A 26,453-nucleotide genomic window follows, 5' to 3' on the forward strand; every position below is an offset into this window, starting at 1 on the left:
ACTGACAGTGCGGGGCGTCCGCCTACCTAACGGGCTCCCTTCGCCCTTTGCTCTGCTTCAACATACGCAACATCCGCGCTGAGCTGCGAAAATTCGGGTGCGCACACCGGAAGCGGAGTAACCCGCCGTAACTGTTGCGTCCGTTGAAGCAGAGCAAAGGCTGCGCACGCACCTCCGGCTCCGGCTCTGGCTCCGGCTGGGTGGGAAGGCGGGCGGGCACCGCCGGGGCGGCGGGTCGGCGGGCGGGCCGGCGGCAGCCCGCGTTCAGCGGGTCGGCGTGGGGGTGACCGAGGCGGGCGCGCCCGCGTTCGGATCCTGCACGATGTGGCGTTCAAGGTTGACCTGGGCCTGGCCGGTGCCGCCGACGGTGATGTCGTCGTACGCCTGGAGCATCTTCTGCTGGTCGAAGTAGAGCACCGTCATCGACAGCGGGGTGGGCTTCTCACCCTCCAGGCCGCGCAGCCCGGCCCCGCCCGTCGAGCCCTCCACGAACAGGGCGGTCGGCTGCTGGCCGGGGGCCTGCGGCAACTTGGAGACCTGCCGGGCGTGCGTGTGCCCGGCCAGCACCAGCGGGCAGGTGCCGGCGAGCGGCCCGGCCGATGCCGGGTCGTGCACGAGGGCGATGTTGACCGGCCGTGGCGAGTTACGGATCGTCGTGGCGAGCTGCTCACCCGCGCCGATCACCTGGTCGGCGACCTCCTGGGTCAGCCCGCTGCCGGCCGGCGAGGTGTTCTTGTCCGGGGTGAAGCGCGGGTCGCCGATGCCGGCGATGGTCAGCCCCGCGACCGTGGTCGTCGAGTTGTTCAGCACGATCGCGTTCGGCTGACGCGCCACCGCTGCGCCGGTCTTGCCCGAGTCGTGGTTACCCCGGATGAACACGTACGGCTTCTTGAGCAGGCTGATCGAGCCGACGAACGAGGCCTCCGGCTCGCTGCCCCAGTCGGTGATGTCGCCGGTGTCGATGACCACGTCGATGCCGAACTGCTCCACCACCGTGCGGATCAGTTGCCAGCCGGTCGGGTTGAGGTGCATGTCGGAGACGTGCAGGACCCGGGTGGTGCCCGGCGCCGGGTCCAGCACCGGCAACGCCGACACCGTCGTGTAGAGCTGACTGACGTTGCCGACGATGCGTTGCAGCTGCTCGGCGTACTTGGTGTAGTCGTTGGCGATGCGGCGGGCATCGCCGACGATCGCCGGGGCGTTGACCAGCAGACCCTCGTAGCGTGGCTCCTCGATCGCCTGCGGGCGCAGCGTCGCGGCGGCCGTGCCGAGACTGCCGGCGGTGACCAGCAGCGCCAACCCGCCCGCCCAGGCCGTACGCCGCACGTCCCGGAAGACCAACGCGGCCAGGATGAGGGTGACCAGCACCGCCGAGGCGAGGGTACGCAGGCCGAGCCGCATCACCCCGGAACGCACGTCCTCCACGGCGCTCTGGCTGGCCCGGCTGATGCTCGCCGGATCGTCCAGCAGCGCCTCGGTGCGGCCCTGGTCGAGCGCGCCGAGTCGTACCGTGAGGTGCGTCGGCCCGCGGTGACTGTCGATCAACAGCGCGCCCAGCGGCGGCACGTCGATGGTCGTCCCGCCATCGCTGGCCGGCGAGAGGGTGAGGTTGGCCCGGAACGGCCCGATGTCGGTGTTCACCCGACCGCCGGCCAGCACACCGAGCGCCGCCCCGGCCAGGGCCACCACCAGCACGGCGAGGATCATGCCGGTGCGCCGTACCGGACCACCGGGGCGGCCGATCCGTCGGCGGGCCGGGCGTGACGGCTCGACGCCGGTCACCGGGTCGTCCCGGCCCTCGGCGTCGCCGTGCTGCTCGTCGCGTTGCCCGTCCATGCTGAGATTCTGACCTGCCCGTCGAAGGATCTTGGCAAACCTGGGCGGAAGGTGACGCAGGTCAGCTGCGTCCGCCGTCGCCGCCGGCGAAGACCACCCGCAGGAGGCGGTCGTCGTCGGCCGCCGGATCACCCCGCCCGTCGTGGTTGGAGGTGCTCACCCAGAGCGAGCCGTCGGGCGCGGCGGCCACGGCACGTAACCGTCCGTACCGGTTGGTCAGCAGCTCGCTCGGTTGCCCGAGCAGTGTGCCGGTGTCGGTCAGCTCCATCACCCACAGCCGCTTGCCACGCAGGCAGCCGGTGACGAGCAGCCGGTCCGTCGCGGCCAGCCCGGAGCAGGACGCGTCGGACGTCGCCCACTGCGTGATCGGGTCGGTGTAACGCTTGTCGCCGGCCCGCCCCTCGACCTCCGGCCAGCCGTAGTTGCCGCCCTTGGTGATCTGGTTGATCTCGTCCCAGGTGTTCTGGCCGAACTCGACGGCGTACATCCGCTTGGCCGCGTCCCAGGCGAAACCCTGCACGTTCCGGTGGCCGAACGACCACACCGGCGAGCCGGGGAACGGGTTGCCCGGCGCGGGCTTGCCGTCGGCGGTGATCCGCAGGATCTTGCCACCGAGGCTCTTGGTGTCCTGCGCGTTGGGCCGCTCACCCGCGTCACCGGTGCTGACGTAGAGCTGCCCGTCCGGCCCGAAGCCCAACCCGCCGCCGTTGTGCACGTTCGCCTTCGGGATACCGGTGAGGATCGGGGTGGGCTGCCCGCCGATCTGAAGGCGGGCGACTCGGTTGTCCTGCGCGGCGGTGTAGTAGACGAAGACCGTCCGGTCCTGGGCGTAGCCGGGGGAGATGGCGATGCCGAGCAGGCCGCCCTCACCCGCCGCGGCCACGTCGTTGATCGTCTGCACGACCCGGACCCGCAGCCCGTCCGGGCCGGACTCCGGGCCCACCTGGAGGATCCGGCCGGTGTCCCGCTCGGTGACCAGCGCGCCGCCGTCGGGCAGGAACGCGATGGCCCACGGTACCCGCAGTCCCTTGGCCAGCACGGTGGTCACCGCCTGCTGGCCCGCGCCGCCGGGATTCGGCGACGCCGAGGGGGTCGGCAGGTTGGGTGGCTCGCCCGCTGGGTCGGGTTCCGGCTCACCGAAGCTGCAACCCGAGGCGAACAGCAGCGCCGCGCAGGACGCCGCGAGGACCGCCCGGAGGCGCCGGACGCGAGGGTACGGGGGACGGGCTCTCACCCGGCCCAGGGTAGCCCGCCGGACGGCCCGGCCGGGGTCCAGCGCTCTCAGCGGGCCCGGACCGCCAGCAGCGCCGTATCGTCCTCGCGATGGTGGATCGAGGCGAGCAGCAGGTCGCACAGCTCGTCCAGGGGCAGCGTGTCGGTGCCGGTCAGCCGGCCCACCAGCTCGGCGAGCCCGTCGTCGATGGACCGGTCCCGGCGCTCGATCAACCCGTCGGTGTAGAGCAGCAGGGTGTCTCCGGTGGCCAGGCCGGTCGAGTGGCTGGTACGCGGCGTGGGCCGGGCCAGGCCGAGCAGTGGCTCGGGCGTCGCGTCGAGGACTTCCACCGCGCCGCCGACGCGGACCACCAGTGCCGGTGGGTGCCCGGCGTTGCACCACGTCAGTTCACGGACACCGGAGCGCTCGGGGCCGATCCGCACCAGCGTGGCGGTGGCCGCGATGGGCAGCCGCAGACCACGGATGGCGTCGTCCAGGTGGCTCACCAGGGCCCCGACGTCGTCGCGCCGCCCGAACGCGTTGCCGCGCACCAGGTTGCGGAGCTGACCCATGGTCGCGGCGGCCTCGATGTCGTGCCCGGCCACGTCCCCGATCGCCGCGATCAGGTCGCCGTCGGGCTGCACGAAGGCGTCGTACCAGTCGCCGCCGACCTCCACCCGGTCGGCGGCCGGCTGGTAACGGGCCGCCAGCTCCAGCTCCGGTACGAGCGGCAGCCGCGGCAGCATGCTGTGTTGCAGCACCTCAGCGACGTGCCGCTGCTCCCCGTACATCGAGCTGTTGCCGATGGCCTGCCCGGCGCGGCGGCCGATGTCCACGGCAGTGAGCAGGTCGCGGTCGTCGAACTGCTGCCGGTCGGACCCGTTGACCAGGGTGATCGCGCCCAGCACGGTGCCCCCGGCAGCTCGCACCGGCACGCTGAGGTACGAGGCGATGCCCAGCCGCTCGGCGATCACCGGCAGCTCCGGATCCACGGTGCCCCGGGCCACGTCGGCCGGCGACGCCACCTGACCGAGCCGGGGCTGGCCGGTACGCAGCACCGCGCGGATCGCCGACTCCTGGTTCAGGCCGGTCCGCAGCAGCGCGGCGAACCGGTCGACATCCGACGTCCAGGCCTGGTCCTGGTGCGCCGCGACGACTTCCCGAGGCTGTCCCGTCGGCCCGACGAGGATGAGCACGCACCAGTCGGCGAGCAGCGGCACCATGGCGGCGGTGAGCCGGCGCAGCGACGTGCCCACGTCCAACGTGCCAGCCAGCGTCTCGCTCACCCCGGCCAGCAGTTCCAGTCGCTGGTGCGCCTCCTGAGCGCCGTCCAGCGCGATCCGCAGGCGTAACTCGGAGGAGCAGGCGGCGGCGAGGTCGGACAGCGTCCGCAGTTGCCCGGCGGTCCACGCCCGGGGCTTGTTGTCGATGGCGCACAGCGACCCGAGGACCCGGCCGGAGAGGTCGGTCAACGGCATTCCTGCGTACGCGACGACGCCGAGGTCGTCGATGGCCAGGTTGTCCCGGACCCGGGGGTAGAGCCGGGCGTCCGGCAGCACCATCGGCACCTCGACGTCCACCACGTGCTGGCAGAACGAATGGCTCAACGGGGTCTGCCGCCGCTGCGACCACGGCTCGGGCAGACCGACCGCGCCCGGGAAGAACTGCCGGTCGGCGGAGACCAGCGAGACCAGCGCGACCGGCACCTCCAGCAGGTCGCTGACCAGTCGGGCGAACCGGTCGAACGCCTCGTCCGGGGCCGCGTCCAGCCCGGTGTCGGCGAGCGCGCGCAGCCGCGCCGCGTCACCAAGAGCCGGAGGTGAAGCGTTCGGACGTCGCGCGCTGGCGGGAGAGCCGTCGGTCATCGAGCGCCTGTCTGCCGGGGCGGAGGCCGACCGGCCCCCGACTCTCGGTTATACCTCGCCGTGGCCGGGTGGAAAACTCGTGTGTCGCGTCTCGCCCAGGGCGCGGGTTCCACCGTGCGCGCGCCGACCGTCGTGGCGACGGCTATCGTCGGCGGACGTGAAGGTATGGATTCCGCACCCGGCCGGCCGGGACCTCGTCGGCGAGCTGCCCCCGGGCGTGACGGTGGAGGTCGCCGAGCACGCCGACCGCCTGCCGTCGGCCGTGGCCGACGTCCGTTTCTGGGTGCCACCGTTCCTGAGCGGTTCGGACGCCACCGCTCTGCTGGGTGAGCTGCCCGATCTGGAGGTCGTGCAACTGCTCTCCGCCGGGGCGGACGCCTGGGTCGGTCGGATGCCCGACGGGGTCACCCTCTGCGACGCCCGGGGGGTGCACGATCCGTCCACCGCCGAGTGGGTGGTCACCGCGATCCTGGCCCAGCTCCGGGCGTTCCCCGCCTTCGCCCGCGCGCAGGCGCAGCGGCAGTGGGCGTACGAGGGCAACGCGCCGACCGACGAGCTGACCGGCAAACGGGTGCTGATCGTCGGGGCCGGCTCGATCGGCACGGCGGTACGTGACCGGCTCGCGCCGTTCGGGGTGAGCTTCACCCTGGTCGCCCGCAGCGCCCGGCCGGAGCAGTCGGTGCACGCCGTCGCGGAGCTGCCGCGACTGCTGCCCGACGCGGACGTGGTGGTGGTGCTGGTGCCGCTCACCGACCAGACCCGCGGTCTGATCGACAAGGACTTCCTGGCCGCGATGCCCGACGGGGCGTTGCTGGTCAACGCGGCCCGAGGTCCGGTGGCCCGTACCGACGCGCTCGTCGCCGAACTGGCCACCGGCCGGATCTCGGCCGCGCTGGACGTCACCGACCCGGAGCCGCTGCCCGCCGAATCCCCGCTGTGGACGATGCCGAACGTGCTGCTCACACCGCACGTGGCGGGGTCGGTGCGGGGACTGCTGCCGCGGGCGTACCGGCTGGTCGGCGAGCAGGTACGGCGGTTCGCCGCCGGTGAGCCGCTCACCAACCGGGTGGTCGACGGCTACTGAGCTCCGGGCCGGCGGCCGGTCCCGGGGCGGCTCAGGGCGTCTCGGCGGGCTCGTCCGGCAGGGTCTGGCCGGTGGCCGAGACCAGGCGGGGCAGGTCGGTGCCGCGTACCGCCGGCAGGACGACCTGCTGGCCGTCGTCGAGTCGGGCGACGGCCCGCCCGCGTGCGTCGGTGGCGAACTCGACGACGTGGTCCCAGCCGATGCGGCGTTGCCCGAACAGCGCCCGCAGGCGCAGCTCCCGAGGGTCGGCGTCGGTACCGGCCCGCCAGGCCCACACTCCGACACCCAGCGGGACGAGCAGCACCGGCAGCAGGTACGCCCGGGCGTTCGCCAGCGGCAGCGCGCCGATGAAGGCGATGACCGATGCGGCCAGGATGGCTTGGTTGAAACGGAAGCGGACCGTGTCGGGCGTACTCACTCCGCGATGATCCCACCCCTGGTCGGCGGGGGTCGCGGCGGGCGGTGTCATGGGGGTCCGCACGCGTACAGTGACACGGGTCATTGCTTCGTGCCGCCGGCCGACGCGTAACCGATCCGATCGTCGATCGTTCCCCAGTGTTGGGCAGCGGACTCGCAACATCCGCCGCCCCGCACTACCGCACCACCACCGCACCACCCGCACCGCCGCACCGCCCCGTGCCCCCTCACGAAGGCGACCGCCGTGCTCCTCGCGTACCCGTTCCGTTTCCTCGTCCCCCGCCGGGCGGCCCCGGAGGCCGCCGTGTCCACGGCGGTGGCGCTGCTCGTCCTCGCCGGGGTGGCCGGCCTGGTCCCGACCCCGGTGGTGATCGCGCTGGCCGGTGGCGCGGGCGCCACCCTGGCCGGCGTACGACTCTCCCGGTTGGCTGCCGGTCGGCCCGCACCGTCGTCGAGCGGCTCCCCGGGGCGGGTCGGTCTGGTCCTGCTCGACGCGGCGGTGGTGGCGGCCGGGTGGGTCCCGGCCGCGCTGCCGCTGGTCGAGACCCGGCAGCGCGCGGTCGCGCTGCTCGGATCGCTCACCGTCGCGGCCCTGTCCGTGGTCGGGCTGCGCGGGCTCCCGGCACGGGGGCCCGCGCCGACCCGACTGCGGGACCTGGTCGAGGCGACCGGGCCGACGGTCGGTCTGACCCTTGCCGGGTGGTTGCTCCTGCCCGCCGACACCCTCCCCGCACCGGCCCGGCTGGTCGCGGCACTGGTGGTGGCCGGGTTGGGCATCGCCGCGCTCAGCGCGTTCACGGGCGCCGGACGGCGCTCGGGCCCCGCGATCTGCCGGGGAGGCCTCCTGCTCACCCTGATCGGCCTGGCGCTGTTGACGATCCTGCCGCCCGCGTCGTCGGGGCGCGCGTCGCTGCTCGCGGTGCCGCCGCTGGTGCTCGGCATGCTGCTGACCGCCCTGGGTGCGACGTCGACGGTGACGTCGGCCAGCTCGACGCCCCTGGTCGGTGCACCGGCCACCACCTGGCCACGGGCGGTGCTCCCGGCGTCGGTGCTGCTGGTCGCGGCGGGCCTGCACCTCGGTTCCGGTCGCACTCCGGACCGGACGAGTCTGTTGCTCGCCCTGGCGGCGCTGCCGCCTCTGGTCCTGCGCGAGCTGCTGCGCGGCGGTGACGGGGGCAGCTCCGAGCGGCCCGCCGCGCACCGCCGGGCCGCCGCGCACACGGTCCGCCACCCGGAGCCGCAACCGCCGTGGCAGGCCGCGGCGACCGATCCGTGGACTCCGGCGGCCGACGTCGACGCGACGTGGCCCGACACGGGCGTCTCCTGGTCACGCCAGGGTTCCGGCCCGGCCGGCGACGGGCCGGGGGACCGGGCGGGCCTGCTCGCCGCCCTCGCCGCGATCGGCGACGTGCCCGCCCCGGCCGGCGCGCTGCTGCTGGTCGAGTTGCACGGCATCGAAGGGCTGGGCCCGGTGGCCCGCGAGGACGCGCTTGCCGAGGCCGCCCTGCGGGCGCGGGCGGTCGTCGCGCCCGGCGATCTGGTGACCGCCTGCGCCGGCGCCGGGTTCGCGGTGGTCACCGGCGTGGGGCCCGTGCTGGCGTACGCGCTGGGCACCCGGCTGCTGGGCACGCTCACCTCGCCGTACCGGTTGGCCGGGTCGGTGCTGCGCGTGCAGGCGAGCATCGGGCTGGCCGAGGTGGGTGGCGCGGGACCGGCCGACGTGCTCCGTCAGGCCGAGCTGGCCCGACGGCGGGCGGTGCAGCTGGGCCGGGACCGGGTCGAGTGGTACGACGCGTTCCTGGAGGAGCAGCTGGTCCGCCGGCTCGACCTGGAACGTGAGCTGCCGGGCGCGGTCGCCCGGGGCGAACTGGACCTGGTCTACCAGCCCGTGCTCGACCTGACCGACCGGCAGCCGGTGGGCGCCGAGGCGTTGCTGCGGTGGCGTAGTCCGGTGCTCGGCACGGTGCTCCCGGCCGAGCTGCTGCCGGTCGCCGAGGACCTGGATCTGGTCGGCGAGTTGGAGTGGTGGGTGCTGGACCGGGCCTGCCGGCAGTTGGCGGCCTGGTCGGCGGGCTCCCGGGAGCTGTGGATGGCCGTCAACGTGACCACCCGCGAGTTGGCCACACCCGATTTCGTGCAGCGCGCCGCGGCGGTCCTGGCCGCGTACGGGGTGCCGCCGGAGCGCCTGGTGGTGGAGGTGGCCGAGCCGAGGGTCGCCGCCGACCTGTCGACGGTGGTGGCCCGGCTGGCGGGCCTGCGGTCGTTGGGCGTACGCACCGCGCTCGACGACTTCCGGCCCGAACACGCCTCGTTGGCCCACCTGCGCCGGCTGCCGATCGACCTGCTGAAGGTGGGGCCCGACCTGGTCGGGGCCGAGCCGACGGGGCAGCCGCCGCTGATCGACGTGGTGGTCAACGTCGGTGAGCGGTTGGGCGTGGAGATCGTCGCGGAGGGCTTGGAGTCGCCGGTCCAGGTCGAGGGTGCGCACCGGGCCGGCTGCCGTTACGGGCAGGGTTTCGCGCTGTCCCGCCCGGCGACCGCCGAGCGCGTCGAGGCGTACTTCGAGGAGTTTCCCTCGGCGTACCGGTGATGAACCGGTTCACCTCTGCCGGGGCGGTGCGGTGCTGCCGCGCGGGGTCAACTGCGGGGTCTCGTCCCGCAGCCGGGTCGCCGGCTCGCCCGCGATGACGCCGAGCAGGTGCCGGGCCGCGTGCGCGCCGTACGCGGAGATGTCGCGGCCCAGCGCCGTCAACGGCGGGTGCACCAGCCGGCACAGCGGCGAGTCGTCCCAGGCCACGATGGACAGGTCGGCCGGCACGGTCAGGCCCATCTCCTGGGCCACCGAGAGCCCCGCGATGGCCATCACGTCGTTGTCGTAGATGACCGCGGTGGGCCGGGAGGTGCCGCTGAGCAGTCGTCGGGTGGCCCGCCCGCCCTCCTCGCCGGTGTAGTCGGAGAAGACGGTGACCGTGTCGGTCAGGCCGAGTCGTCGGCACACCGCCGCGAAGGCGTCGGTCCGGATCTCGGTGTGCCGCAGGTCGGGCAGGCCGCCGACCCGGGCGATCCGGCGGTGCCCGAGCGCGACCAGGTACTCCACCGCCTCGGTCAGCGCCGCCGCGTCGTCCGAGAACAGGCTCGCCAACTCCCCGGTACCGCCCGGCCCGCCGATGACGACCGCCGGCAGGCGCAGCTGTTCCAGGGCGGGGATGCGCTGGTCGTCGGTGCGTAGGTCGCAGACGAGGACCCCGTCCACCCGGCGCTCGCCCCACCACCGCCGGTAGACGGCGATCTCGGCGTCGTGATCGGCCACCACCTGCAACGTCAGCGCGTACGAGCGGGCCGACAGTTCGGCCTCCACGCCACTGATCAACGCCATGAAGAACGGCTCGACGCCCAGCGTCCGCGCGGGGCGGCACAGGGCCAGTCCGACGGCCCGGGCGGTGGCGGCGGACAGTGCCCGCGCGGCGCTGCTCGGACTGAACCCGATCTCGGTGGCGATGGCGAGGATGCGCTGCCGGGTGGCCTCGGAGACACCGGGCTGCCCGTTCAACGCGTACGACACGGCGCCCTTGGACACTCCCGCTCGTTGGGCGACGTCCGCGATGGTCGGCCGCTTCACCGGCGTGCTCCTTAGCCGTTCAGGGGCTTTGACACCCCCAGGGTCGGACCGTACGGTGGCTGAGCTTATCCGGTTCAGCTAACGTCTCGATCACGAAGGTGCGGTGAATCGTGAGCCGACAGGCCCTGCACGACGGCTGGACGCTGCGCGCGATGTCCGACGTGGACGTGCCCACGGAGATCGTCAACCGGACCGTACCGGCGACCGTGCCCGGGTGCGTGCACACCGACCTGCTCGACGCCGGGCTGATCCCCGACCCGTACCTCGACGACAACGAGCTGTCGCTGGCCTGGATCGGCCGCACCGACTGGCGCTACCGGACGACCTTCCGGCCACCGGCCGGCGACCACGACCGGGTCGACCTGGTCTGCGCGGGCCTGGACACCGTCGCCACCGTCAGCGTCAACGGCGTCCAGGTCGGCCGCACCGAGAACATGCACCGTGGCTACCGGTTCGACGTCCGCGCGCTGCTGCGCGACGGCGACAACGAGCTGACCGTCGCGTTCGACTCCGTGTACCGCTACGCCGAGGCGCAACGGGACCGACTCGGCGACCGACCCAACGCGTACCCGGAGCCCTTCCAGTTCGTCCGCAAGATGGCCTGCAACTTCGGCTGGGACTGGGGGCCGACGCTGGTCACCGCCGGCATCTGGCAGGACATCGGCCTGCACGCCTGGTCCACCGCCCGGCTGGCCGCCGTCCGCCCGCTGGTCACCCTCGACGGTCGCGACGGCCGGGTCGAGGTGCACGTCGAGGTCGAGCGGGTCGCGGACGTCCCGCTGACCGTCCGGGCCGTCGTCGGCGGCGTCCGCGCCGAGGCCGTCGTCGCGGCCGGCCAGCGCACGGCCGTGCTGACCCTCGCCGTCCGCGAGCCCGCGCTCTGGTGGCCCCGGGGGTACGGCGAGCAGGCCCGTCACCTGCTGGACGTGACCCTGCACGCGCCGGACGGCGCCACCCTGGACACCTGGTCCCGGCGGATCGGCTTCCGGTCCGTCCGGCTGGACACCACCCCCGACGAGCACGGCACCCCGTTCGCGCTCGCGGTCAACGACGTGCCGGTCTTCGTCCGGGGCGTCAACTGGATCCCCGACGACGCGTTCCCCACCCGGATCACCCGCGCGCGGCTCGCCGAGCGGTTCGACCAGGCCGCCGCCGCCAACGTCAACCTGCTGCGCGTCTGGGGTGGCGGCCGGTACGAGTCGGCGGACTTCTACGACCTCGCCGACGAGCGCGGCCTGCTCGTCCAACAGGACTTCCTTTTCGCCTGCGCCGCGTACCCCGAGGAGGAGCCGTTCGGTGGTCTCGGCGGTGAGGTGGCCGCCGAGGCCCGCGAGCAGGTGACCCGCCTGACGCCGCACCCGTCGCTGGTCCTGTGGACCGGCAACAACGAGAACATCTGGGGCTGGCACGACTGGGGCTGGCAGGAAGCCCTGGCCGGGCGTACCTGGGGGCGCGGCTACTACCTGGACGTACTGCCGCGCGTCGTCGGCGAGCTGGACCCGACCCGCCCGTACTGGCCGGGCAGCCCCTGGTCGGGGAGCGAGACCATTCACCCCAACGACCCGGCGCACGGCACCACCCACATCTGGGACGTGTGGAACACCGACGACTACCCGAAGTACCGCGAGTACGTGCCGCGCTTCGTGGCCGAGTTCGGGTACCAGGGCCCGCCCGCGTACGCCACGCTGCGGCGGGCGCTCAGCGACGAACCACTCGCCCCCGACTCGCCGGGCATGGCCCACCATCAGAAGGCGGCCGGCGGGGACGCCAAACTCCAGCGCGGCCTGGACGCCCACCTGCCCGCTCCGGCCGACTTCGACGACTGGCACTACCTCACGCAGCTCAACCAGGCGCGGGCCATCCAGCTCGGGGTGGAGCACTTCCGCTCCCACCGCGACGTCTGCGCCGGCACGATCGTCTGGCAGCTCAACGACTGCTGGCCGGTGACCTCCTGGTCGGCCGTCGACGGCGACGGCCGCCGCAAACCCCTGTGGTACGCGCTGCGCCACGCGTACGCCGACCGCCTGCTCACCGTGCAGCCTCGTGACGGTGGGCTGGCGCTGGTCGCGGTGAACGAGACCGGCGAGGCGTGGACCGTGCCGGCCACGGTGACCCGGGTCATGCTCACCGGGGAGCCGAGGGCGAAGACCTCGGTCGACCTCGACGTCCCGGCGTACTCCTCGGTGGTGCTGGAGCTGCCGGCGGAGCTGGCGCGGCCGGACGAGAGCCGCCGTGAGCTGCTGGTCGCGGAGGCCGGCGGCACCGCGGAGCGGGCGCTGTGGTTCTTCGCCGAGGACCGGGACGTCGACTGGCCCGCGGCGGCCTGGGACGCGACGGTCGAGCCGGTCGACGGCGGCCAGCGGGTCCGGGTGACCGCGCGCACGGTGCTGCGCGACCTGACTCTCTTCCCGGACCGGCTGGACGGGTCGGCGTCCGTCGACAAGGCCCTGGTCACCCTGCTGCCGGGCGAGTCGGCCACGTTCACCGTCCGGTCCGGGGCCGCGCTGGACGCCGACGCGCTGACGTCGCGCCCGGTGCTGCGCTGCGTGAACGACCTGACCTGAACCCGCACCCCACCTTCCCGCCGATCTCGCGGTTTCTGTCGTCGACATGGGGTGAGATACCCCTTCTGTCGGCACGGAAAGTGCAAGATCGCGGGGAGTGGCGGTCCCGGTAGCCGCAGTGGCCGGGCGTGGTGTCGGATCCTGGACTCTCCCGGCGGCAGCGGGGGTGGCGTTCGGAGCCAACAATGGTGACCATCCATCGGCGGACGGCCCCCGGGAGGTGCTGGGTTGACGGACGGATCACGCCCGGCGGCCGACACTCGGCCGCCTCGCCAACCGAGGTCGCCGACGCAGACGGTCGCCCGGTGGGCGGAGGTACACCGCCTGGCGGTGGCGGGCCGGGAGCCGGAGATCGCCCGTGACGTCGGTGACCTGGTGTCGAGGGCGTGGGTGCGCCGGTCGCGGTTCGCGGACGTGGCGGCGCTGGCGACGGCGACCCTGACTCTCGGCCCGGACGCCGACGCCTACTACCACCTGGGGCACGCCCAGTACGTGACGGGACAGACCCGGCAGGCCCTGGCCAGCCAGGAGCGGGCCCTGCACCTGTACCGAGAGGCCGGCGACCGGAGCGACGAGGCGGGCACCCTCAACAACATCGGCGCCACGTACGACCGGCTCGGGGACGGGGAGCGGGCGCTGGCCCACTACGAGGAGGCGCTGGCGATCGCCCGTGAGGTTGGCGACCGGGACGGCGAGGCGGTCACCCTCAACAACATCGGCCACGTGCACGACCGGCTCGGGCAGTGGGGCGATGCGCTGGCCTACTTCGCGCGGGCCCTGCCCATCCAACGCGAGGTCGGCAACCGGGAGGGCGAGGCGGCCGCCCTGAGCAACATCGGCCATGTGCACGACAACCGGGGCGATCCGGAGCGGGCACTGGCCCACTACGCGCAGGCACTGCCCATCCAACGCGAGGTCGGTGACCGGGCCGGCGAGGCGGTCACCCTGAACAACATCGGCTACGTGTACGCCCGGCACGGGGATGGGGAGCAGGCGCTGGCCCACTACGCGCAGGCCCTTCCCATCCGCCAGGAGATCGGCGACCGCAACGGCGAGGCAGCCACCCTCAACAACATCGGTCTCGTGTATGCCGGTCATGGGGATGGGGAGCGGGCGCTGTCCTACTACGGGCAGGCGTTGTCCATCGCCCGTGAGGTCGGTGACCGGTTCGGCGAAGCGAACACCCTGAGCAACATCGGTCTCGTGTATGCCGGTCGTGAGGATGGGGAGCGGGCGCTGTCCTACTACGGGCAGGCGTTGTCCATCGCCCGAGAGGTCGGTGACCGGCCGGGCGAAGCGAACACCCTCAACAACGTGGCCGCGATTCGGCTCCATCAGGGTGATCTCCCCGGCGCGAAAGACACGCTCGACGACATTCTTGAGACCCTCCGCGCTGTCGGCGACCAGATGTCCGAGGCGACGGCCACCCAGAACATGGCCCTTCTGCTGCTGAAGATGGGGCGATTGGACCAGGCCATCGGGTACCAGCGTCGCGCGGTCGCCCTGGCCGAGCAGACGAATCATCCCGAGCTGGACCGGTTCCGGGCCATCCTTGCTCAGATACCGCAGGCCGGGGCACGGTGAGCGATGGGCACTGCGGCTGGGGGAGGAGACCACTGTGGCGGGTGACCTGACCACCCATGAGCTGGAGATCTTCGAGCGGACCTCGGACTACTCCGAGTTGCGGCTGTCGAACGCTGGAGAGCGGCCCAAGACCCGTGCGCTGGACCAGGCCGCCATCGACCAGCTGATCGAACGCGTGGAACGCCACTACAGCCAGCACGCGGTCGTCCAGCAGACCTTCGGCTCGCCGCAGCTACGCGATCTCGGGACGCGACTGGCCACCTTCCTCGACGGCGAGGAGCGGTGGCTGACCCGGATCCTGCACCAACCTCCCGGCGCCACACTGCGGATCACCGGCGCGGGGCGGTTGCGGCACCTGCCCTGGGAGCTGCTCGCCGCCGACGGCGCGCATCTCGCCGTCTCCGGCTCGGCGCCGCTGTTGCCGGTGCGGGCCGCGGGCAACGACACCGCCCGCAGGGGCCCGGTCGCGCCGGCAAACCGGCCCCTGCGCGTGCTGTTCATGGCCACCTCCCCCGAGGGTGTCGAACCCGAACTGAGGTACGAGGCCGAGGAGGCCGCCATCCTCGACGCCACCGCCCGCACCGGCGCGGAACTGGTCGTCGAGGAGAGCGGCACCCTGGAAGGGCTGCGTCTGCTGAGCCGGGACTACGGCGCGGGATACTTCGACGTCCTGCACCTGAGCGGCCACGCCACGATCAACGCCGACGGTCAGCCCGTGTTCCTGATGGAGGACGAGTTCGGCGGACGGGTCGATGTCACTGCCGACCGGATCGTCCAGGCGATGGCGGGACACTGGCCCCGCCTGGTCTTCGTCTCAGGCTGCCTCACCGGGAACGCCCCGGGTGCCGGCGTGTTCCCCTCAATGAGTGAGAGCCTGGTCGACGCCGGCGCCCCCGCCGTGCTGGGGTGGGCGCTGCCGGTGAGCGACCTCGCCGCCACCGAGTTCGCCGCCGAGCTCTACCGGTCGCTGGCCGACGGGGTGTCGCTCGACCGGGCCATCGTCGAGGCCCGGCAACACCTGTACGCGCGCCAGCACGGAAACTGGCACCTGCTGCGCGTCTACGCCGACCGGTCGCCGCTCGCCCCGATGGTCACGCCCCTGCTCACCAAAGGACGCGCGCGCACCCGAATCCGGCCCGCCGACCAGGAATTCCTGGACCCACAGACCCACCTTTCCCGGGTCGCCCCCCGGGCCACCTTCGTCGGACGGCGGCGCGTCATCCAGCGCTGCCTACGTACCCTCCGCAGCCCCACGGGCAGCGGGGTTCCGACCCTCGTCCTGCACGGCATGGGCGGTCTCGGCAAGAGCAGCCTGGCCTCCCGGCTGCTGGAGCGCATGCCCAACCACCAGCGTGCCGTCTGGTACGGCCGCGTCGACCTGACCAGCTTCCGCGACCTCGCCACCAAGGTCTCGTTCCCCACCCTCGAGCAGCAGGTCGAGGCGGACCGGCTGCTGGCCAACGACGACGCGCCCCTCGTCGTGCGCCTTCGGCACCTGCTCGACGTCGACGGGCCACTCGGGCAGACCGCCTGCCTGTTCGTCTTCGACGACTTCGAGGACGGCAACCTGGACGAACGCGACGGCGGGCAGGTGCTCTCCGCCGAGATGGCTGAGATCCTCCCGGCCCTGGTCAAAGCCATCCGCGAGACGGGCAGCCCCAGTCGGGTGGTGATCACGAGCCGCTACCGCTTCCCGACGCCGGCCGGATCCGCCGTGGTCGAATCGCTCGAAACCCTGAACCCGACCGAGCAGGCCAAGAAGCTCGCCAACCTGCCGAACCTGCGTCCGCGATCGGCCATCGACCCGGAGATCCGTGAGCGTGCCGTCCAGGCTGCGGCCGGCAACCCTCGCCTGCTCGACTGGCTCGACCTGATCGTCGGCGACGGCAGCCTCGACGTCGACGGTCTCATCAGCGCCATCGAACGGGAGACCGACAAGTTCCGTCGCGAAACCATCCTCGCCAAGAACCTGCTCGGGTCGCAGGATCGGGAACTGCAACGGATGCTCGCCAAGGTCAACGTCATCGAACTGCCCGTACCCGCCGACACCGTCCGGGCCGTCCACGACCACCCCGACGCCGGCCGGCACGTCGAGCGTGCCGTCCAACTCGGCCTGCTCGAAGAGGGCACCGACCCGGAAACCGGACATCCCCGGTACTTCGTCTCCAACGTGCTGCGCCCGCTCATCCGCCCGCTGCTCACCGACGACGAACACACGCAGGCCTGTGCCGCCGCCGCCCGGAGCCTTTACGAACTCTGGGTCGTCGACGCCGGGGTGTCCGGGTCCACGGCGTGAATACCCCAGCTCGATGGGTGGAGGTGCACCGGTTGGCGGTCGCGGGCCACGAGGCGGCAATAGCGAGGCACGTCGTCGATCTGGTGTCGAGGGTGTGGATGCCCCGGTCGCGGTTCGCCGACGTGGCGGCGATGGCTATTGCGACGTTGACTCTCGGCCCGGACGCCAGCGCCTTCTTCGAGCTGGGGCGGGCGCAGTCCGCGACGGGCCAGCCCTGGCAGGCCCTGGCCAGCTTCGGGGAGGCCCTGGCCCTGTACCGCCAAGCCGGTGAACGCGGCAACGAGGCGGCCACCCTGAACAATATCGGCCTCGTGTACGCCAACCTTGGGGACGGGGAACAGGCGCTGGCGCACTACGGGCAGGCTCTGCCTGTCCAGCGGGAGGTGGGCAACCGTGCCGGTGAAGCTGCCACCCTCGGCAACATCGGCGCCCTCCACGCCCAACTCGGCGATGGCGAGCAGGCGCTCGCCTACTACGGGCAGGCTCTACCCGTCCAACGGGAGATGGGCGATCGAGCTGGAGAGGCCACCACCCTCAACAACATCGGCGTCGTCCAGAGCAGGCGAGGCGACAGAGAGCAGGCAATGGCCTACTACGCCCGGTCTCTACCGATTCGGCGAGAAGTGGGCGATCGCGCCGGAGAGGCCACCACCCTCAACAACATTGGCCTCGAGTACAAGACGCGCGGCGATGGGGAGCAGGCGCTGGCCTACTACACGCAGGCTCTGACTATTCGACGTGAGGTGGGCGACCGCTCAGGCGAAGCGGTCACCCGTTACAACCTCGCGATGATCCATCGAGCGGCGGGGAATCTCGACCAGGCGATCCGCGAGCTGGAAATCGTCGTCGATCTCGACCGCCAGGTCGACCACCCGGACCTCGCGTCGGACACCGCCATGCTCGAACAGCTACGCGAGGAGCGCCGAGGAACGGACGCGCCCTCGGCGGGCGGATTCGGCGATGAGCGTGATGCCCCGCAGTCATCTTGATGACTCAGAGGTATCAACCTCGTTGCCTTCCGCCTGGCAACGCATCCGGCGCGAGGGGAAAGCATGAGGGGTCGGAGCGTCATTGAGCTCGGGCCTCAGGCTGCCCGGCACCTCGTCTCGGGGTGCCATCTGAGGAACGGTTGGGTCGATCTCGACGGACGCTCCAAGCAGCCGACCCATCAACCTCCCGCCGGCGTCGCGAAAGAAGGCGGTCGGAGGTCGGTCTCACGGACCAAGCCGGTCTTCGATCGCCCCTTGCGCTGGGGGTCAGTCTGTCGCTTCGCCATCCACCGGTCCTCGGGCAGCTAGTGCCTTCTCGAACAGATACGTCGACAGGTCCGGCACGGCGCCGTAGGTGAGGTGCGGACGAGCCGCCAGGAAGCGCGACCAGTCTCCGTCGGTCACCCCGACACACGCCTTCACGGGGATCATTCTGTCGGGCCGACTGCCACTCCGTCAGCCCCTGCCGACTGTCATGATCAGGATGAGCCGGGCCAGCGGGGCTGGCGGTCGCTGCGTCGTACTTCCTGCTTGCGGGGGACTGCCGTCGGGGAGATCCGCGCAACATCAGGGATGTTGCTGCCTCACGCGCGCCGCAGGCAGCAACAACAGAGAAGTTGCTCGAATCTTGATGCATTCGAGGGTCGGGGTGGGTGTCTCGGTGGTGGCTGGGACACCCACCGAAGCCTCAGCGGAAGGTGCCGGTCGCCTGAACGAAGGTGGCCCAGGCGGCGGGAGTGAAGGTGAGGGCCGGACCGTGCGGGTCCTTGCTGTCGCGTACGGCGACGATGCCGGGCAGGTTGTCGGCAACCTCCACGCACTCGCCGCCGTTGCCGCCGCTGCGGGTGCTCTTGCGCCAGCGGGCGCCGGTCAGATCAGCCATGGTGGACCTCCCCGATGATCTTCTGGATCAGTTGCCTCGATTGTTCCTCATCGAGGCTGCGGTCAAGCAGCCCTGACCAGACCTTCTCGTAGGCGGTGAATTCGGCGGGCCGGTCGAGGTACAGCGAACCCGTCCACGACTCGCTGTAGACCACGGGTGGCTCGGGGGTGCTTCGATTGCCGAGCGGAAAGTTCAGCAAAACGAATTCGCCCCCCACTGCTCCGTGGTGGGGCCCGGCAGCCAGCGGCAAGATCCGAATCGAGATGTTCGGGAGCCTGGTCATCGCCAGTAGGTGATTGAGCTGCCCGGCCATCGTCTCGGCGTCACCAACCGGCCGAAGCAGGACCGATTCGCAGAGCACCACCTGCACCTGCGGAGCCTGAGGCAGGCGACGGGTCAGCAGGGACTGCCGTTGCAGTCGAAGCTCGACCGCGCGCTCCCGGTCGTCGTCGTCCATGTCAGGCTGGTCGATGCGGTAGATGCCCCGGGCATAGTCCCGGCTTTGAAGAATGCCGGGCACGAGAGTGTTCTTGTAGAAGCGGAGCCTAGACGCGGCGGATTCGAGCCCCACGTACAGCTCGAACCATTCCGGGACGGCGTCGCCGTACGCGTGCCACCATCCCTTCGCTCTCGTCTCGCCGGCCAGTGAAGTGAGCGCCCGGGTCAGCTCGCCCGTCGCCCCGTACAGCTCGCACATCGCTCGGACGTCGACGCCGCGCACCGAGCCGAGCCCGCTCTCGATCCGCCACACCTTCTGGCGGCTGCACTCCAGCGCCTCGGCGACCGCGTCGAGGGTCGCCCCCGCCTCGGTGCGCAGGTCACGTAGCGCCCTGCCGAGCTGGCGGCGGGGCACCGTCGAGCCCATGTCATCGGCCACCCGGCTCTCCTTCCTGTTAAGTTCTGCAACATCCCGACGCCCGATCTGCAACAGGGGAATGTTGCGCACAAATAGCGGAACAGTGTGAGTGGACATTCATTGCTATGGCGCTTCCGACCCTACAAGATTGGTCCGACAACGGCGATGGACGCGCAATTCCCACGCCGACGACCGTCGAACAATTGCGATGAAGGGTGGTGTCGCTTTCGTGCGCGCGTTTCTCCGTCATCTTCGGGCCGAGCCACCCCGGCCCGTGTCCTATCGGGCGGCCAACTACGTACCCCTGAAGCCCTGGCAGGTCCGTGGCCGCCGTTTCACCCGGCGTGGCCGGCGTGGCGTGGACGCCGTGGAGGTCGCCGAGTTCCTCGACCGGGTCGCCCATGACCTGGCCGAGGTGTACGCGGCGTTGGGCAGCAGCCGGCGGGAGACCCAGCGGATCAAGGACGCGTTGAAGAGCTGGCAGTCCCAGCGGGCCCGCGAGGATCTGGCGGTCCGCCGGTGAGCGCCCGGTGGGTGGCGCACCTGCCGTTCACCGCCGCCGACCTGCCGGCCGCCCAGCATTTCGCCGGCACCTTGGCCCGCTCGCTGAGCTTCCTGTCCGAGGTGGACCCGGGGGAGACCACCGTGTCGACCGAGGACGCCCAGGGCGTACGCCATCGGGTCTTCTGCGACCTGCCACTCGACGGCGGCCGGCGGTGCGTGCGGCGCGTCGAGCACGACGGTGACTGCGCGGCGCGGTGGTGCCGGTGAGCGCCGCGCCCGTCGTCGTGTGCCCGGACTGCGACGGGGCGACCTTCACGCTGCAACCGTGCCGGTGCACCGCCTACGGTGACCGGTTCCTCGTCGAGGACGACGGGCTCGGGCCGCGCCGGGAGGCGTACCGGAACTGCGAGCAGTGTCGCGGCGCGGGCAGCGTCGCGTACCCCTGTCACCGCTGCGCGCGGCGCGGCCGGCGGCGGGCGCAGCTCGTGCTCAGCGTCGCCAACCTGGACACCGGCGCGGTCGCGTCCCACCAGGTCGTGCCCGGTGGCCTCGACCCCCGCCGGGACCCGGCGGGCGTGTGGGTGGTCGACCTGGCCGATCGGGTACGCGACCTCGCCGCCGACGTCGGCGCGGTCGTGTCGGAGTCGGACGTGCCGGCGCTGTGGCTGCCCGCCGAGTGGCAGCCTGAGCTGCCGGCCGCGCGTCGGCACGAGCTGGAGGCCCAGACCATCCTGCGGGCGGATCATGTGCCCTGGCGGTTGGTGTTGGGCCGGTCCGTTGCCGCGCCCACGGTCGACCCGGCCGCCCGGTTGGCCCGGCTCTGCGCGCTGGCCGACCTGCTGCTGCTCGACCTGGTCGTCGAGGCTCGCCGGCAGGGTGGGAGTTTCGGCTGGGACATCCGGTACGAGGTGCCCGGAACCCCGGTGTCGGCCGGCGCGGCCGGCTGGCACCTCAGCCTGGCAGAGGCCTTGAGCCACACCGACGTGGCCGGCGCGCTGACCGGCCTCGCCGCGCGTGGTCTGGCCGCGCCCGCCCGGAGGCTGCGACCCGACTCGCCGCGCCCGCCCGGCGTCGCCGCCTCCCACGTCGACCAGCTCGAACGCCGGATCGTCGCCGACTGCGTCGACCCGGGCAGCGGCGACGACCTGCCCGGCGCGCAGTCCATCTGGCGGGACGGGCGATGGTGGCACAGCACCCTGCGCCCCGGCGAGCCGGAGGACGTACTCGCGGAGCAGCCCACCGGTCAGGTGGTCCGCCGCGTGCGGGTGCCGCTGACCCGTGGGTACGAGCCACCGGCCCCGTCCTGGCTGGGGGAACCCGTCGACTGGCGGCCCTGCCCCGACTGCCGCCCCGGCAGCCGGCTGCGCGTCTGCGACTGCCGGCTCGGTGGGCGCACCGCCCAGCCCGACTGCCCGCACTGCTGCGGCGCTGGCCTGCGCCCCTCGGCGTTCCCCTGCTTCACCTGCGGCGGCACCCACCGTCTCCATCGCACGGTGCTGGTCACCCTCACCGACCTGCGGCACCGCGTGGTGCACCTGACCTGGGACGCAGGCACACCCGAGGTCGCCCCGCTGGTCGCCACCCAGCCCGGCGGCAAGCCGGTTGTGCGGCTTCCCGAGCGTTATCGGCTCGGCGCGTGGGCGGCCGCCCTAGGCGGGCGACCCGAAGACCTCGCCGACGCCGACGGCGGCCATGCCATCGGCAAGGACCTGCGCGACGGGTATGTCACGCTGCCCTGGGCCGGTGCCGATCCGGTCGGGGAGTACGTGCGCGACGCCGGGCGGGGCGCAGCCGCCGGCCGCCTGATCGTGACGGTGGCCCCTCCCGAAGCGCCGCCGCTGTCCGAGCTGGTACGGCTCGCCCTGGGCCTCGACCTGGCCCTGATGGTGAGCGTGTGCGACTGGCGGCACAACGCCGGTGACCCGCTGCTGGCCGACGGGCTCAGCTGGTCGGTCGAGATCGCGCCCCGGGACGCGCCCGTCCGCCCCGACACGTATCCCTGTCGGCCGAGCCTGGCGGCCGCGCTCGCCTGGTGCGCGGAGTGCCTGACGGACGCCGTCGCCGGGGCTGTTCCGCCGGACCCGACGACGCCGATCCCGGTGCCCTGCTCGGGGCCGCGTGACGTCGCCGACCCCGAGCAGGAGCTTCTGCGCTTGGCCGCCCAGCACGCCGGACAGGTGGTCACCATCCGCTTCACCCGCGCCGGCTGCACCGTGCACGAGTTGGGCAGGTGATCGACACGAGATCGCCGATGTCGGGGTGTCCGAGTGGGCGGGACACCACGACATCGGCGAAGTCGCGTTGATCAGCCCCGGCTACTCGGGGACGCGTCGGTAGGCGCCGTCGCTGGCCGAGGTGGCCATCGAGGCGTACGCGCGCAGCGCCGCCGACACCGGTCGCTGCCGGTCGGTCGGGGTGTACGGCCGGTCGCGCTTCTCCTCGGCCACCCGCCGCGCCTCCAACTCGTCGGCGGGCACGTTCAGCTCGATCGACCGGGCCGGGATGTCGATGACGATCTCGTCGCCCTCGCGGACCAGCGCGATCAGCCCGCCGGAGGCCGCCTCGGGGGAGGCGTGTCCGATGGAGAGGCCGGACGTGCCGCCGGAGAAGCGGCCGTCGGTGAGCAGCGCGCAGGACCGGCCCAGCCCGCGACCCTTCAGGAACGAGGTGGGGTACAGCATCTCCTGCATGCCCGGCCCGCCCTTGGGCCCCTCGTACCGGATCACCACGACGTCCCCGGCGACGACCTCCTTGGCCAGGATCGCGGTGACGGCGTCGTCCTGCGACTCGTACACCTTGGCTGGGCCGCGGAACGTCAGGCAGTCGTCCGGCACTCCGGCGGTCTTCACGACGCAGCCGTCCGGGGCCAGGTTGCCGTGCAGGATGGCCAGGCCGCCGTCGGCGGAGTACGCGTGCTCGCGGTCGCGGATGCAGCCCTCGGCGGCGTCGGTGTCGAGTGACGACCAGCGGTTGGTGGTGGAGAAGGGCTCCACGGTCCGCACCCCGCCCGGCGCGGCGTGGAACAGCTCGACCGCCTCCGGCGTCGGCGAGCCACCGCGCACGTCCCAGTCGGTCAGCCACTGGGCGAGCGAGGGGGAGTGCACGGCGTGCACGTCCCGGTTGAGCTGGCCGGCCCGGTCCAGCTCACCGAGGATGGCGGGGATGCCACCGGCGCGGTGCACGTCCTCCATGTGGTACTTCGGGGAGTTCGGCGCCACCTTCGCCAGGCAGGGCACCCGCCGGGAGATGGCGTCGATGTCGGCGACGCCGAAGTCGAGTTCCGCCTCGCGGGCGGCGGCGAGCAGGTGCAGCACCGTGTTGGTCGAGCCGCCCATGGCCACGTCGAGGGCGACGGCGTTCTCGAAGGCGGCCTTGGACGCGACGGTGCGCGGCAGCACCGAGTCGTCGTCGCCGTCGTACCACCGCTTGGCGATGTCGACGACGGTCCGGCCGGCCTCGACGAACAGCGACCGGCGCGCGGCGTGGGTGGCGAGGGTCGAACCGTTGCCGGGGAGCGCGAGCCCGATGGCCTCGGTGAGGCAGTTCATCGAGTTGGCGGTGAACATGCCGGAGCAGGAGCCGCAGGTGGGGCAGGCGGAGCGCTCGATCTCGCCGAGCTGCGCGTCGGTGACCGCCTCGTTCGAGGATGCGATCATCGCGTCGATCAGGTCGATCTTGCTGTGCACGATGCCCTCGATCGCCGCCGTCTTGCCGGCCTCCATCGGGCCGCCGGAAACGAAGACGGTCGGGATGTTGAGGCGCAGCGCGGCCAGCAGCATGCCTGGGGTGATCTTGTCGCAGTTAGAGATGCAGACCAGGGCGTCCGCGCAGTGCGCGTTGACCATGTACTCCACCGCGTCGGCGATCAGCTCGCGGCTGGGCAGGGAGTAGAGCATGCCGCCGTGCCCCATCGCGATGCCGTCGTCGACCGCGATGGTGTTGAACTCTCGGCCGACCCCGCCGGCCTCGGCCACCGCGTCCGCGACCAGGCCGCCCATGTCCTTGAGGTGTACGTGACCCGGCACGAACTGGGTGAAACTGTTGGCGATGGCGACGATCGGCTTGCCGAAGTCGTCGTCGGTCATCCCGGTGGCCCGCCAGAGGGCCCGGGCGCCGGCCATCGTCCGACCGTGTGTGGACGTCCTCGATCGCAGCTCAGGCATGCGTACCAGCATGACACCGCGGCCGCGAAGCACCCTGCGGGAGAGGGCCCGTGTCCCAACAGATGCACATCCGGTCTCCCGCGACCTGCGCTCATCCGGCACTCTTGTTCTCGTGCATCTTTCCCCGGGCATGGTCGCCGTCGCGGCGCTGAGCGGACTGGTCGCGGCCGTGGCCACCGCGCTGCTCACCATGCTCGTCGGGCAGCGGCCGGGGCCGCGTCGACCGGCGCACGTGCTGCTCGCGGGTGCCGCCGGGGTGTCTTTGGTCAGCCTGCTGGCCGGGGTGGTGGCGGTGCTGTCGGCGAGCGACCACTGGGCGCACGAGCAGGGGCAGCGGACCGGATGGGCCAACGCCACGGCGATCGGTATGGCGCTGGCCGGGCTGGCCTTCGCGGCCGGTCTGCTCCGGCTGCCGGGGGTCGCCGCCACCGCCGCGGGGACCGCCCGGCTCGCGCTGGACGGCGTCACCGTGGCGGCGGCGCTGTGGTTCGTCGGCTGGGTGCTCTTCTCCGAGCCGACCCGGCTGCTCGGCGCCGCCACCCCGATGGCCTGCCCGGCGATCCTGGTCACGACGGTGAGCGCCGCGCTCGGGGCCGGCCTCGCCGTGATCGTCGTCTTTCGGGCCGCCGCCCCGCGTCGCCGGCTGGTCGTGCTCGCGACCGGCATCACGGCGGTGAGCTGCGGCGGGCTGGGCCTCAGCGCGGGGCTCTGCCAGTCCGGGCCGACCATGGCGCTCACCGGCGCGGCGCTGCTCTCGGCCGGCCTGCTGACCGTCGCGCTCGGGGTGCGCCGGGCCGACCAGCCCGGGGAGGTCGCGCTGGACCTCGTCGGTCGGGACGGTGAGTACGCCCTCGCCCCGATGCTGGCGATGGCGGCCTCGGCGATGTACCACCTGCTCCAGGACGGCCGCTTCACCGCGCCGGGCATCCTCGCCGGCAGTGTGGAGGGCTTCGCCCTGGTGGCGCGGCAGTACCTCGCCCTCAAGGACGTCCGGGACTACGCCGGCCGGCTCGTCGAGCGGGAGGCGCACTTCCGTGAGCTGGCGCACACCGACCCGTTGACGTCGCTGGCCAACCGGCGCGGGCTGCTGCGGGCGCTGCACGACGGCGCGGCGGCGGGCACGCCGTGCGTCCTGCTCGGTCTGGACCTGGACGGCTTCAAGAACGTCAACGACATGCGTGGTCACGACGTGGGGGACGCGGTGCTGGCCGAGGTGGGTCGCCGGCTGCGCGGCAACCTGCGTCCGGGCGACGTGGCGGCCCGGCTCGGCGGCGACGAGTTCGCCGTGCTCATGCCGGCCCGGCCCGCCGAGGCGGACCGGGTGGCCGAGCGGCTGCTCGGGGTGCTGAACCGCCCGTACGACCAGCCGGAGGGACCGGTCTTCCTGTCCGTGAGCATCGGCGTGGCCGGGTGGGCCGCCGAGCCGGACGTGGAGCTGCTGCTGCGCCACGCCGACCTGGCGCTGCGCTACGCCAAGCAACGCGGTAAGAACCGGATCGAGCGCTACGACGCGGCGTACGACCAGCTGCTGCGTCGCCGCACCACCGTCGAGCACGAGTTGCGGGGCGCGATCGACCGCGACGAGCTGCGGCTCGCCTTCCAGCCGGTGGCGTCGTTGCCGTCGGTACGGCCGGTCGGGGCCGAGGCGCTGCTCCGCTGGCACCACCCCGAGCTGGGAAACGTCCGCCCGGACGAGTTCATCCCGATCGCCGAGGAGAGCGGCATGATCGCCGCGCTCGGTGCCTGGGTGCTGCACCAGGCCTGCTACCAGCTCTCCCGCTGGCTGGCCGACGGGCACGACGTCTGGGTCTCGGTGAACGTCTCGCCGCGCGAGCTGCACGCCCCGGAGTACGTGGTCCAGGTGGCCGAGGCCCTGCGCGCCCACCACGTACCGCCGCAGCGGCTGGTGCTGGAGGTCACCGAGCACGCGGTCGCCACCGACCTGGACGAGCTGATCCGGCGGTTGACCGCGCTGCGGTTGACCGGCGTACGGATCGCGCTCGACGACTTCGGCGCCGGGTACTCGTCCCTGGGGCAGCTACGTCGGCTCCCCATCGACATCCTCAAGATCGACCACAGTCTGGTGGCCGAGCACGAGCCGGTCCGGCCGGTGGGCCGGGACGGTCCGGCGTTCGCGCCCATGGTCGACATCGTCATGCGGCTGGGTCACCAGTTGGGCATGGAGGTCATCGCGGAGGGCGTCACCACGCCGACGGAGCTGGCCGCGGTGGTCGCCGCGGGCTGCCGGTTCGGTCAGGGCGCGCTGTTCGGCTGGGGGGTGCCCGCGGAGCACCTGGAGGCGATGCTGGAGGCGGCCACCTCGCCGGGCGCGCGGCCCGCCGCGGTGCCCGCCCAGCGCCGGGCATCTGGCGGGTCCGGGCAGGTCACGCCGTCCGGCAGCGGCGCGGCGTCGGCCGACGCGCCGCCGTCCGTTAACCAACATGTGGGATCAGTTGACTCATCGCGTGAGATGCGTCAGGCTTAGCCGCATGTCGTCGTACCGGTCGCTGCGAGTACTTATCTGAGCGCACTCTCCTCCGTCGAGAGTGCGCTGGCCCCGTGCATCTGCACGAGGGCCGT

The 26,453-nt window shown here is 72.5% G+C and carries 19 protein-coding genes; 10 read left to right on the forward strand and 9 right to left on the reverse strand.

The annotated features are described in order from the left end of the window. Nucleotides 1–264: 264 nt before the first annotated feature. The 3 genes from ACN269_RS25885 to ACN269_RS25895 form a co-directional block, all read right to left on the reverse strand. Entirely contained in the window at nucleotides 265–1,836 is a 1,572-nt protein-coding gene (locus tag ACN269_RS25885) for a metallophosphoesterase (RefSeq protein WP_421474853.1), read from the reverse strand. A 61-nt stretch (nucleotides 1,837–1,897) separates the two neighbouring features. Beyond that, nucleotides 1,898–3,070: a PQQ-dependent sugar dehydrogenase gene (locus ACN269_RS25890; protein WP_421474854.1), complete on the reverse strand. Its 1,173-nt coding sequence runs from the start codon at nucleotides 3,068–3,070 to the stop codon at nucleotides 1,898–1,900. Between the two features lie 47 nt (nucleotides 3,071–3,117). Further along, nucleotides 3,118–4,914, reverse strand: a complete 1,797-nt coding sequence (locus tag ACN269_RS25895; protein WP_421474855.1) for a SpoIIE family protein phosphatase — start codon at nucleotides 4,912–4,914, stop codon at nucleotides 3,118–3,120. A 157-nt stretch (nucleotides 4,915–5,071) separates the two neighbouring features. Between ACN269_RS25895 and ACN269_RS25900 the strand changes: the two genes are divergently transcribed. Further along, the gene (locus ACN269_RS25900) at nucleotides 5,072–5,998 is read left to right on the forward strand and encodes a 2-hydroxyacid dehydrogenase (protein WP_421474856.1); all 927 of its coding nucleotides are present in this window, start codon (nucleotides 5,072–5,074) and stop codon (nucleotides 5,996–5,998) included. Between the two features lie 31 nt (nucleotides 5,999–6,029). On the opposite strand, the gene ACN269_RS25905 is transcribed toward ACN269_RS25900, so the two are convergent. After that, nucleotides 6,030–6,416 (reverse strand): PH domain-containing protein, encoded by a 387-nt coding sequence (locus tag ACN269_RS25905; protein ID WP_421474857.1) that lies wholly within the window; start codon nucleotides 6,414–6,416, stop codon nucleotides 6,030–6,032. A gap of 243 nt (nucleotides 6,417–6,659) precedes the next feature. On the opposite strand from ACN269_RS25905, the gene ACN269_RS25910 reads away from it, so the two are divergent. Then, on the forward strand, nucleotides 6,660–9,005 hold the full coding sequence (locus ACN269_RS25910) for an EAL domain-containing protein (protein WP_421474858.1): 2,346 nt from the start codon (nucleotides 6,660–6,662) through the stop codon (nucleotides 9,003–9,005). 9 nt (nucleotides 9,006–9,014) lie between these two features. Here ACN269_RS25910 and ACN269_RS25915 read toward each other — a convergent pair whose 3' ends face one another. Then, nucleotides 9,015–10,034 (reverse strand): LacI family DNA-binding transcriptional regulator, encoded by a 1,020-nt coding sequence (locus tag ACN269_RS25915; protein ID WP_421474859.1) that lies wholly within the window; start codon nucleotides 10,032–10,034, stop codon nucleotides 9,015–9,017. Between the two features lie 110 nt (nucleotides 10,035–10,144). Here ACN269_RS25915 and ACN269_RS25920 point away from each other — a divergent pair, with 110 nt between their 5' ends. The 4 genes from ACN269_RS25920 (at nucleotide 10,145) to ACN269_RS25935 (ending at nucleotide 17,467) form a co-directional block, all read left to right on the forward strand. Then, entirely contained in the window at nucleotides 10,145–12,598 is a 2,454-nt protein-coding gene (locus tag ACN269_RS25920) for a glycoside hydrolase family 2 protein (RefSeq protein WP_421474860.1), read from the forward strand. Between the two features lie 330 nt (nucleotides 12,599–12,928). Then, a complete protein-coding gene (locus ACN269_RS25925) occupies nucleotides 12,929–14,182 on the forward strand; it encodes a tetratricopeptide repeat protein (protein WP_421474861.1) in 1,254 nt (417 codons plus the stop codon). Nucleotides 14,183–14,216: 34 nt separating this feature from the next. Then, nucleotides 14,217–16,478 (forward strand): CHAT domain-containing protein, encoded by a 2,262-nt coding sequence (locus ACN269_RS25930; protein ID WP_421474862.1) that lies wholly within the window; start codon nucleotides 14,217–14,219, stop codon nucleotides 16,476–16,478. A 23-nt stretch (nucleotides 16,479–16,501) separates the two neighbouring features. Next, nucleotides 16,502–17,467, forward strand: a complete 966-nt coding sequence (locus ACN269_RS25935) for a tetratricopeptide repeat protein (protein ID WP_421476569.1) — start codon at nucleotides 16,502–16,504, stop codon at nucleotides 17,465–17,467. 267 nt (nucleotides 17,468–17,734) lie between these two features. Here ACN269_RS25935 and ACN269_RS25940 read toward each other — a convergent pair whose 3' ends face one another. The 3 genes from ACN269_RS25940 to ACN269_RS25950 all read right to left on the reverse strand — a co-directional run bounded on the left by ACN269_RS25940 (nucleotide 17,735) and on the right by ACN269_RS25950 (nucleotide 19,227). Continuing rightward, complete coding sequence (locus ACN269_RS25940) at nucleotides 17,735–17,872, reverse strand: hypothetical protein (protein ID WP_421474863.1); 138 nt, start codon at nucleotides 17,870–17,872, stop codon at nucleotides 17,735–17,737. A 283-nt stretch (nucleotides 17,873–18,155) separates the two neighbouring features. After that, on the reverse strand, nucleotides 18,156–18,350 hold the full coding sequence (locus tag ACN269_RS25945; protein ID WP_421474864.1) for a DUF397 domain-containing protein: 195 nt from the start codon (nucleotides 18,348–18,350) through the stop codon (nucleotides 18,156–18,158). After that, the gene (locus ACN269_RS25950) at nucleotides 18,343–19,227 is read right to left on the reverse strand and encodes a helix-turn-helix domain-containing protein (protein WP_421474865.1); all 885 of its coding nucleotides are present in this window, start codon (nucleotides 19,225–19,227) and stop codon (nucleotides 18,343–18,345) included. Before ACN269_RS25950 ends, ACN269_RS25945 begins: the two co-directional genes overlap by 8 nt. Nucleotides 19,228–19,435: 208 nt before the next feature. Here ACN269_RS25950 and ACN269_RS25955 point away from each other — a divergent pair, with 208 nt between their 5' ends. The 3 genes from ACN269_RS25955 to ACN269_RS25965 are packed head-to-tail and all read left to right on the forward strand — an operon-like array spanning nucleotide 19,436 to nucleotide 21,944. Then, nucleotides 19,436–19,729 carry a DivIVA domain-containing protein gene (locus ACN269_RS25955; RefSeq protein ID WP_421474866.1) on the forward strand — a complete coding sequence of 98 codons (294 nt, stop codon included), beginning with the start codon at nucleotides 19,436–19,438 and terminating at the stop codon, nucleotides 19,727–19,729. Then, nucleotides 19,726–19,977 (forward strand): hypothetical protein, encoded by a 252-nt coding sequence (locus ACN269_RS25960; RefSeq protein WP_421474867.1) that lies wholly within the window; start codon nucleotides 19,726–19,728, stop codon nucleotides 19,975–19,977. Before ACN269_RS25955 ends, ACN269_RS25960 begins: the two co-directional genes overlap by 4 nt. Beyond that, nucleotides 19,974–21,944, forward strand: coding sequence for a hypothetical protein (locus tag ACN269_RS25965; protein WP_421474868.1), 1,971 nt, complete (start codon nucleotides 19,974–19,976; stop codon nucleotides 21,942–21,944). The genes ACN269_RS25960 and ACN269_RS25965 overlap by 4 nt, the downstream gene beginning before the upstream one ends. Before the next feature lie 81 nt (nucleotides 21,945–22,025). On the opposite strand, the gene ilvD is transcribed toward ACN269_RS25965, so the two are convergent. Then, nucleotides 22,026–23,873 (reverse strand): dihydroxy-acid dehydratase, encoded by a 1,848-nt coding sequence (ilvD, locus tag ACN269_RS25970; protein ID WP_421474869.1) that lies wholly within the window; start codon nucleotides 23,871–23,873, stop codon nucleotides 22,026–22,028. A gap of 130 nt (nucleotides 23,874–24,003) precedes the next feature. Between ilvD and ACN269_RS25975 the strand changes: the two genes are divergently transcribed. Continuing rightward, nucleotides 24,004–26,358: a putative bifunctional diguanylate cyclase/phosphodiesterase gene (locus ACN269_RS25975; RefSeq protein ID WP_421476571.1), complete on the forward strand. Its 2,355-nt coding sequence runs from the start codon at nucleotides 24,004–24,006 to the stop codon at nucleotides 26,356–26,358. Nucleotides 26,359–26,453 lie beyond the last annotated feature (95 nt).

This window comes from Micromonospora sp. WMMD736, assembly GCF_049179015.1.
Classification (GTDB): Bacteria; Actinomycetota; Actinomycetes; order Mycobacteriales; family Micromonosporaceae; genus Micromonospora.

What these genes read in the sequence shown, in the direction of transcription:
- ACN269_RS25885 (WP_421474853.1), bottom strand. Translation starts at nt 1,836, where the DNA reads ATGGACGGGCAACGCGACGAGCAGCACGGCGACGCCGAGGGCCGGGAC.
- ACN269_RS25895 (WP_421474855.1), bottom strand. Translation starts at nt 4,914, where the DNA reads ATGACCGACGGCTCTCCCGCCAGCGCGCGACGTCCGAACGCTTCACCT.
- ACN269_RS25945 (WP_421474864.1), bottom strand. Translation starts at nt 18,350, where the DNA reads ATGGCTGATCTGACCGGCGCCCGCTGGCGCAAGAGCACCCGCAGCGGC.
- ilvD (WP_421474869.1), bottom strand. Translation starts at nt 23,873, where the DNA reads ATGCCTGAGCTGCGATCGAGGACGTCCACACACGGTCGGACGATGGCC.
- ACN269_RS25975 (WP_421476571.1), top strand. Translation starts at nt 24,004, where the DNA reads ATGGTCGCCGTCGCGGCGCTGAGCGGACTGGTCGCGGCCGTGGCCACC.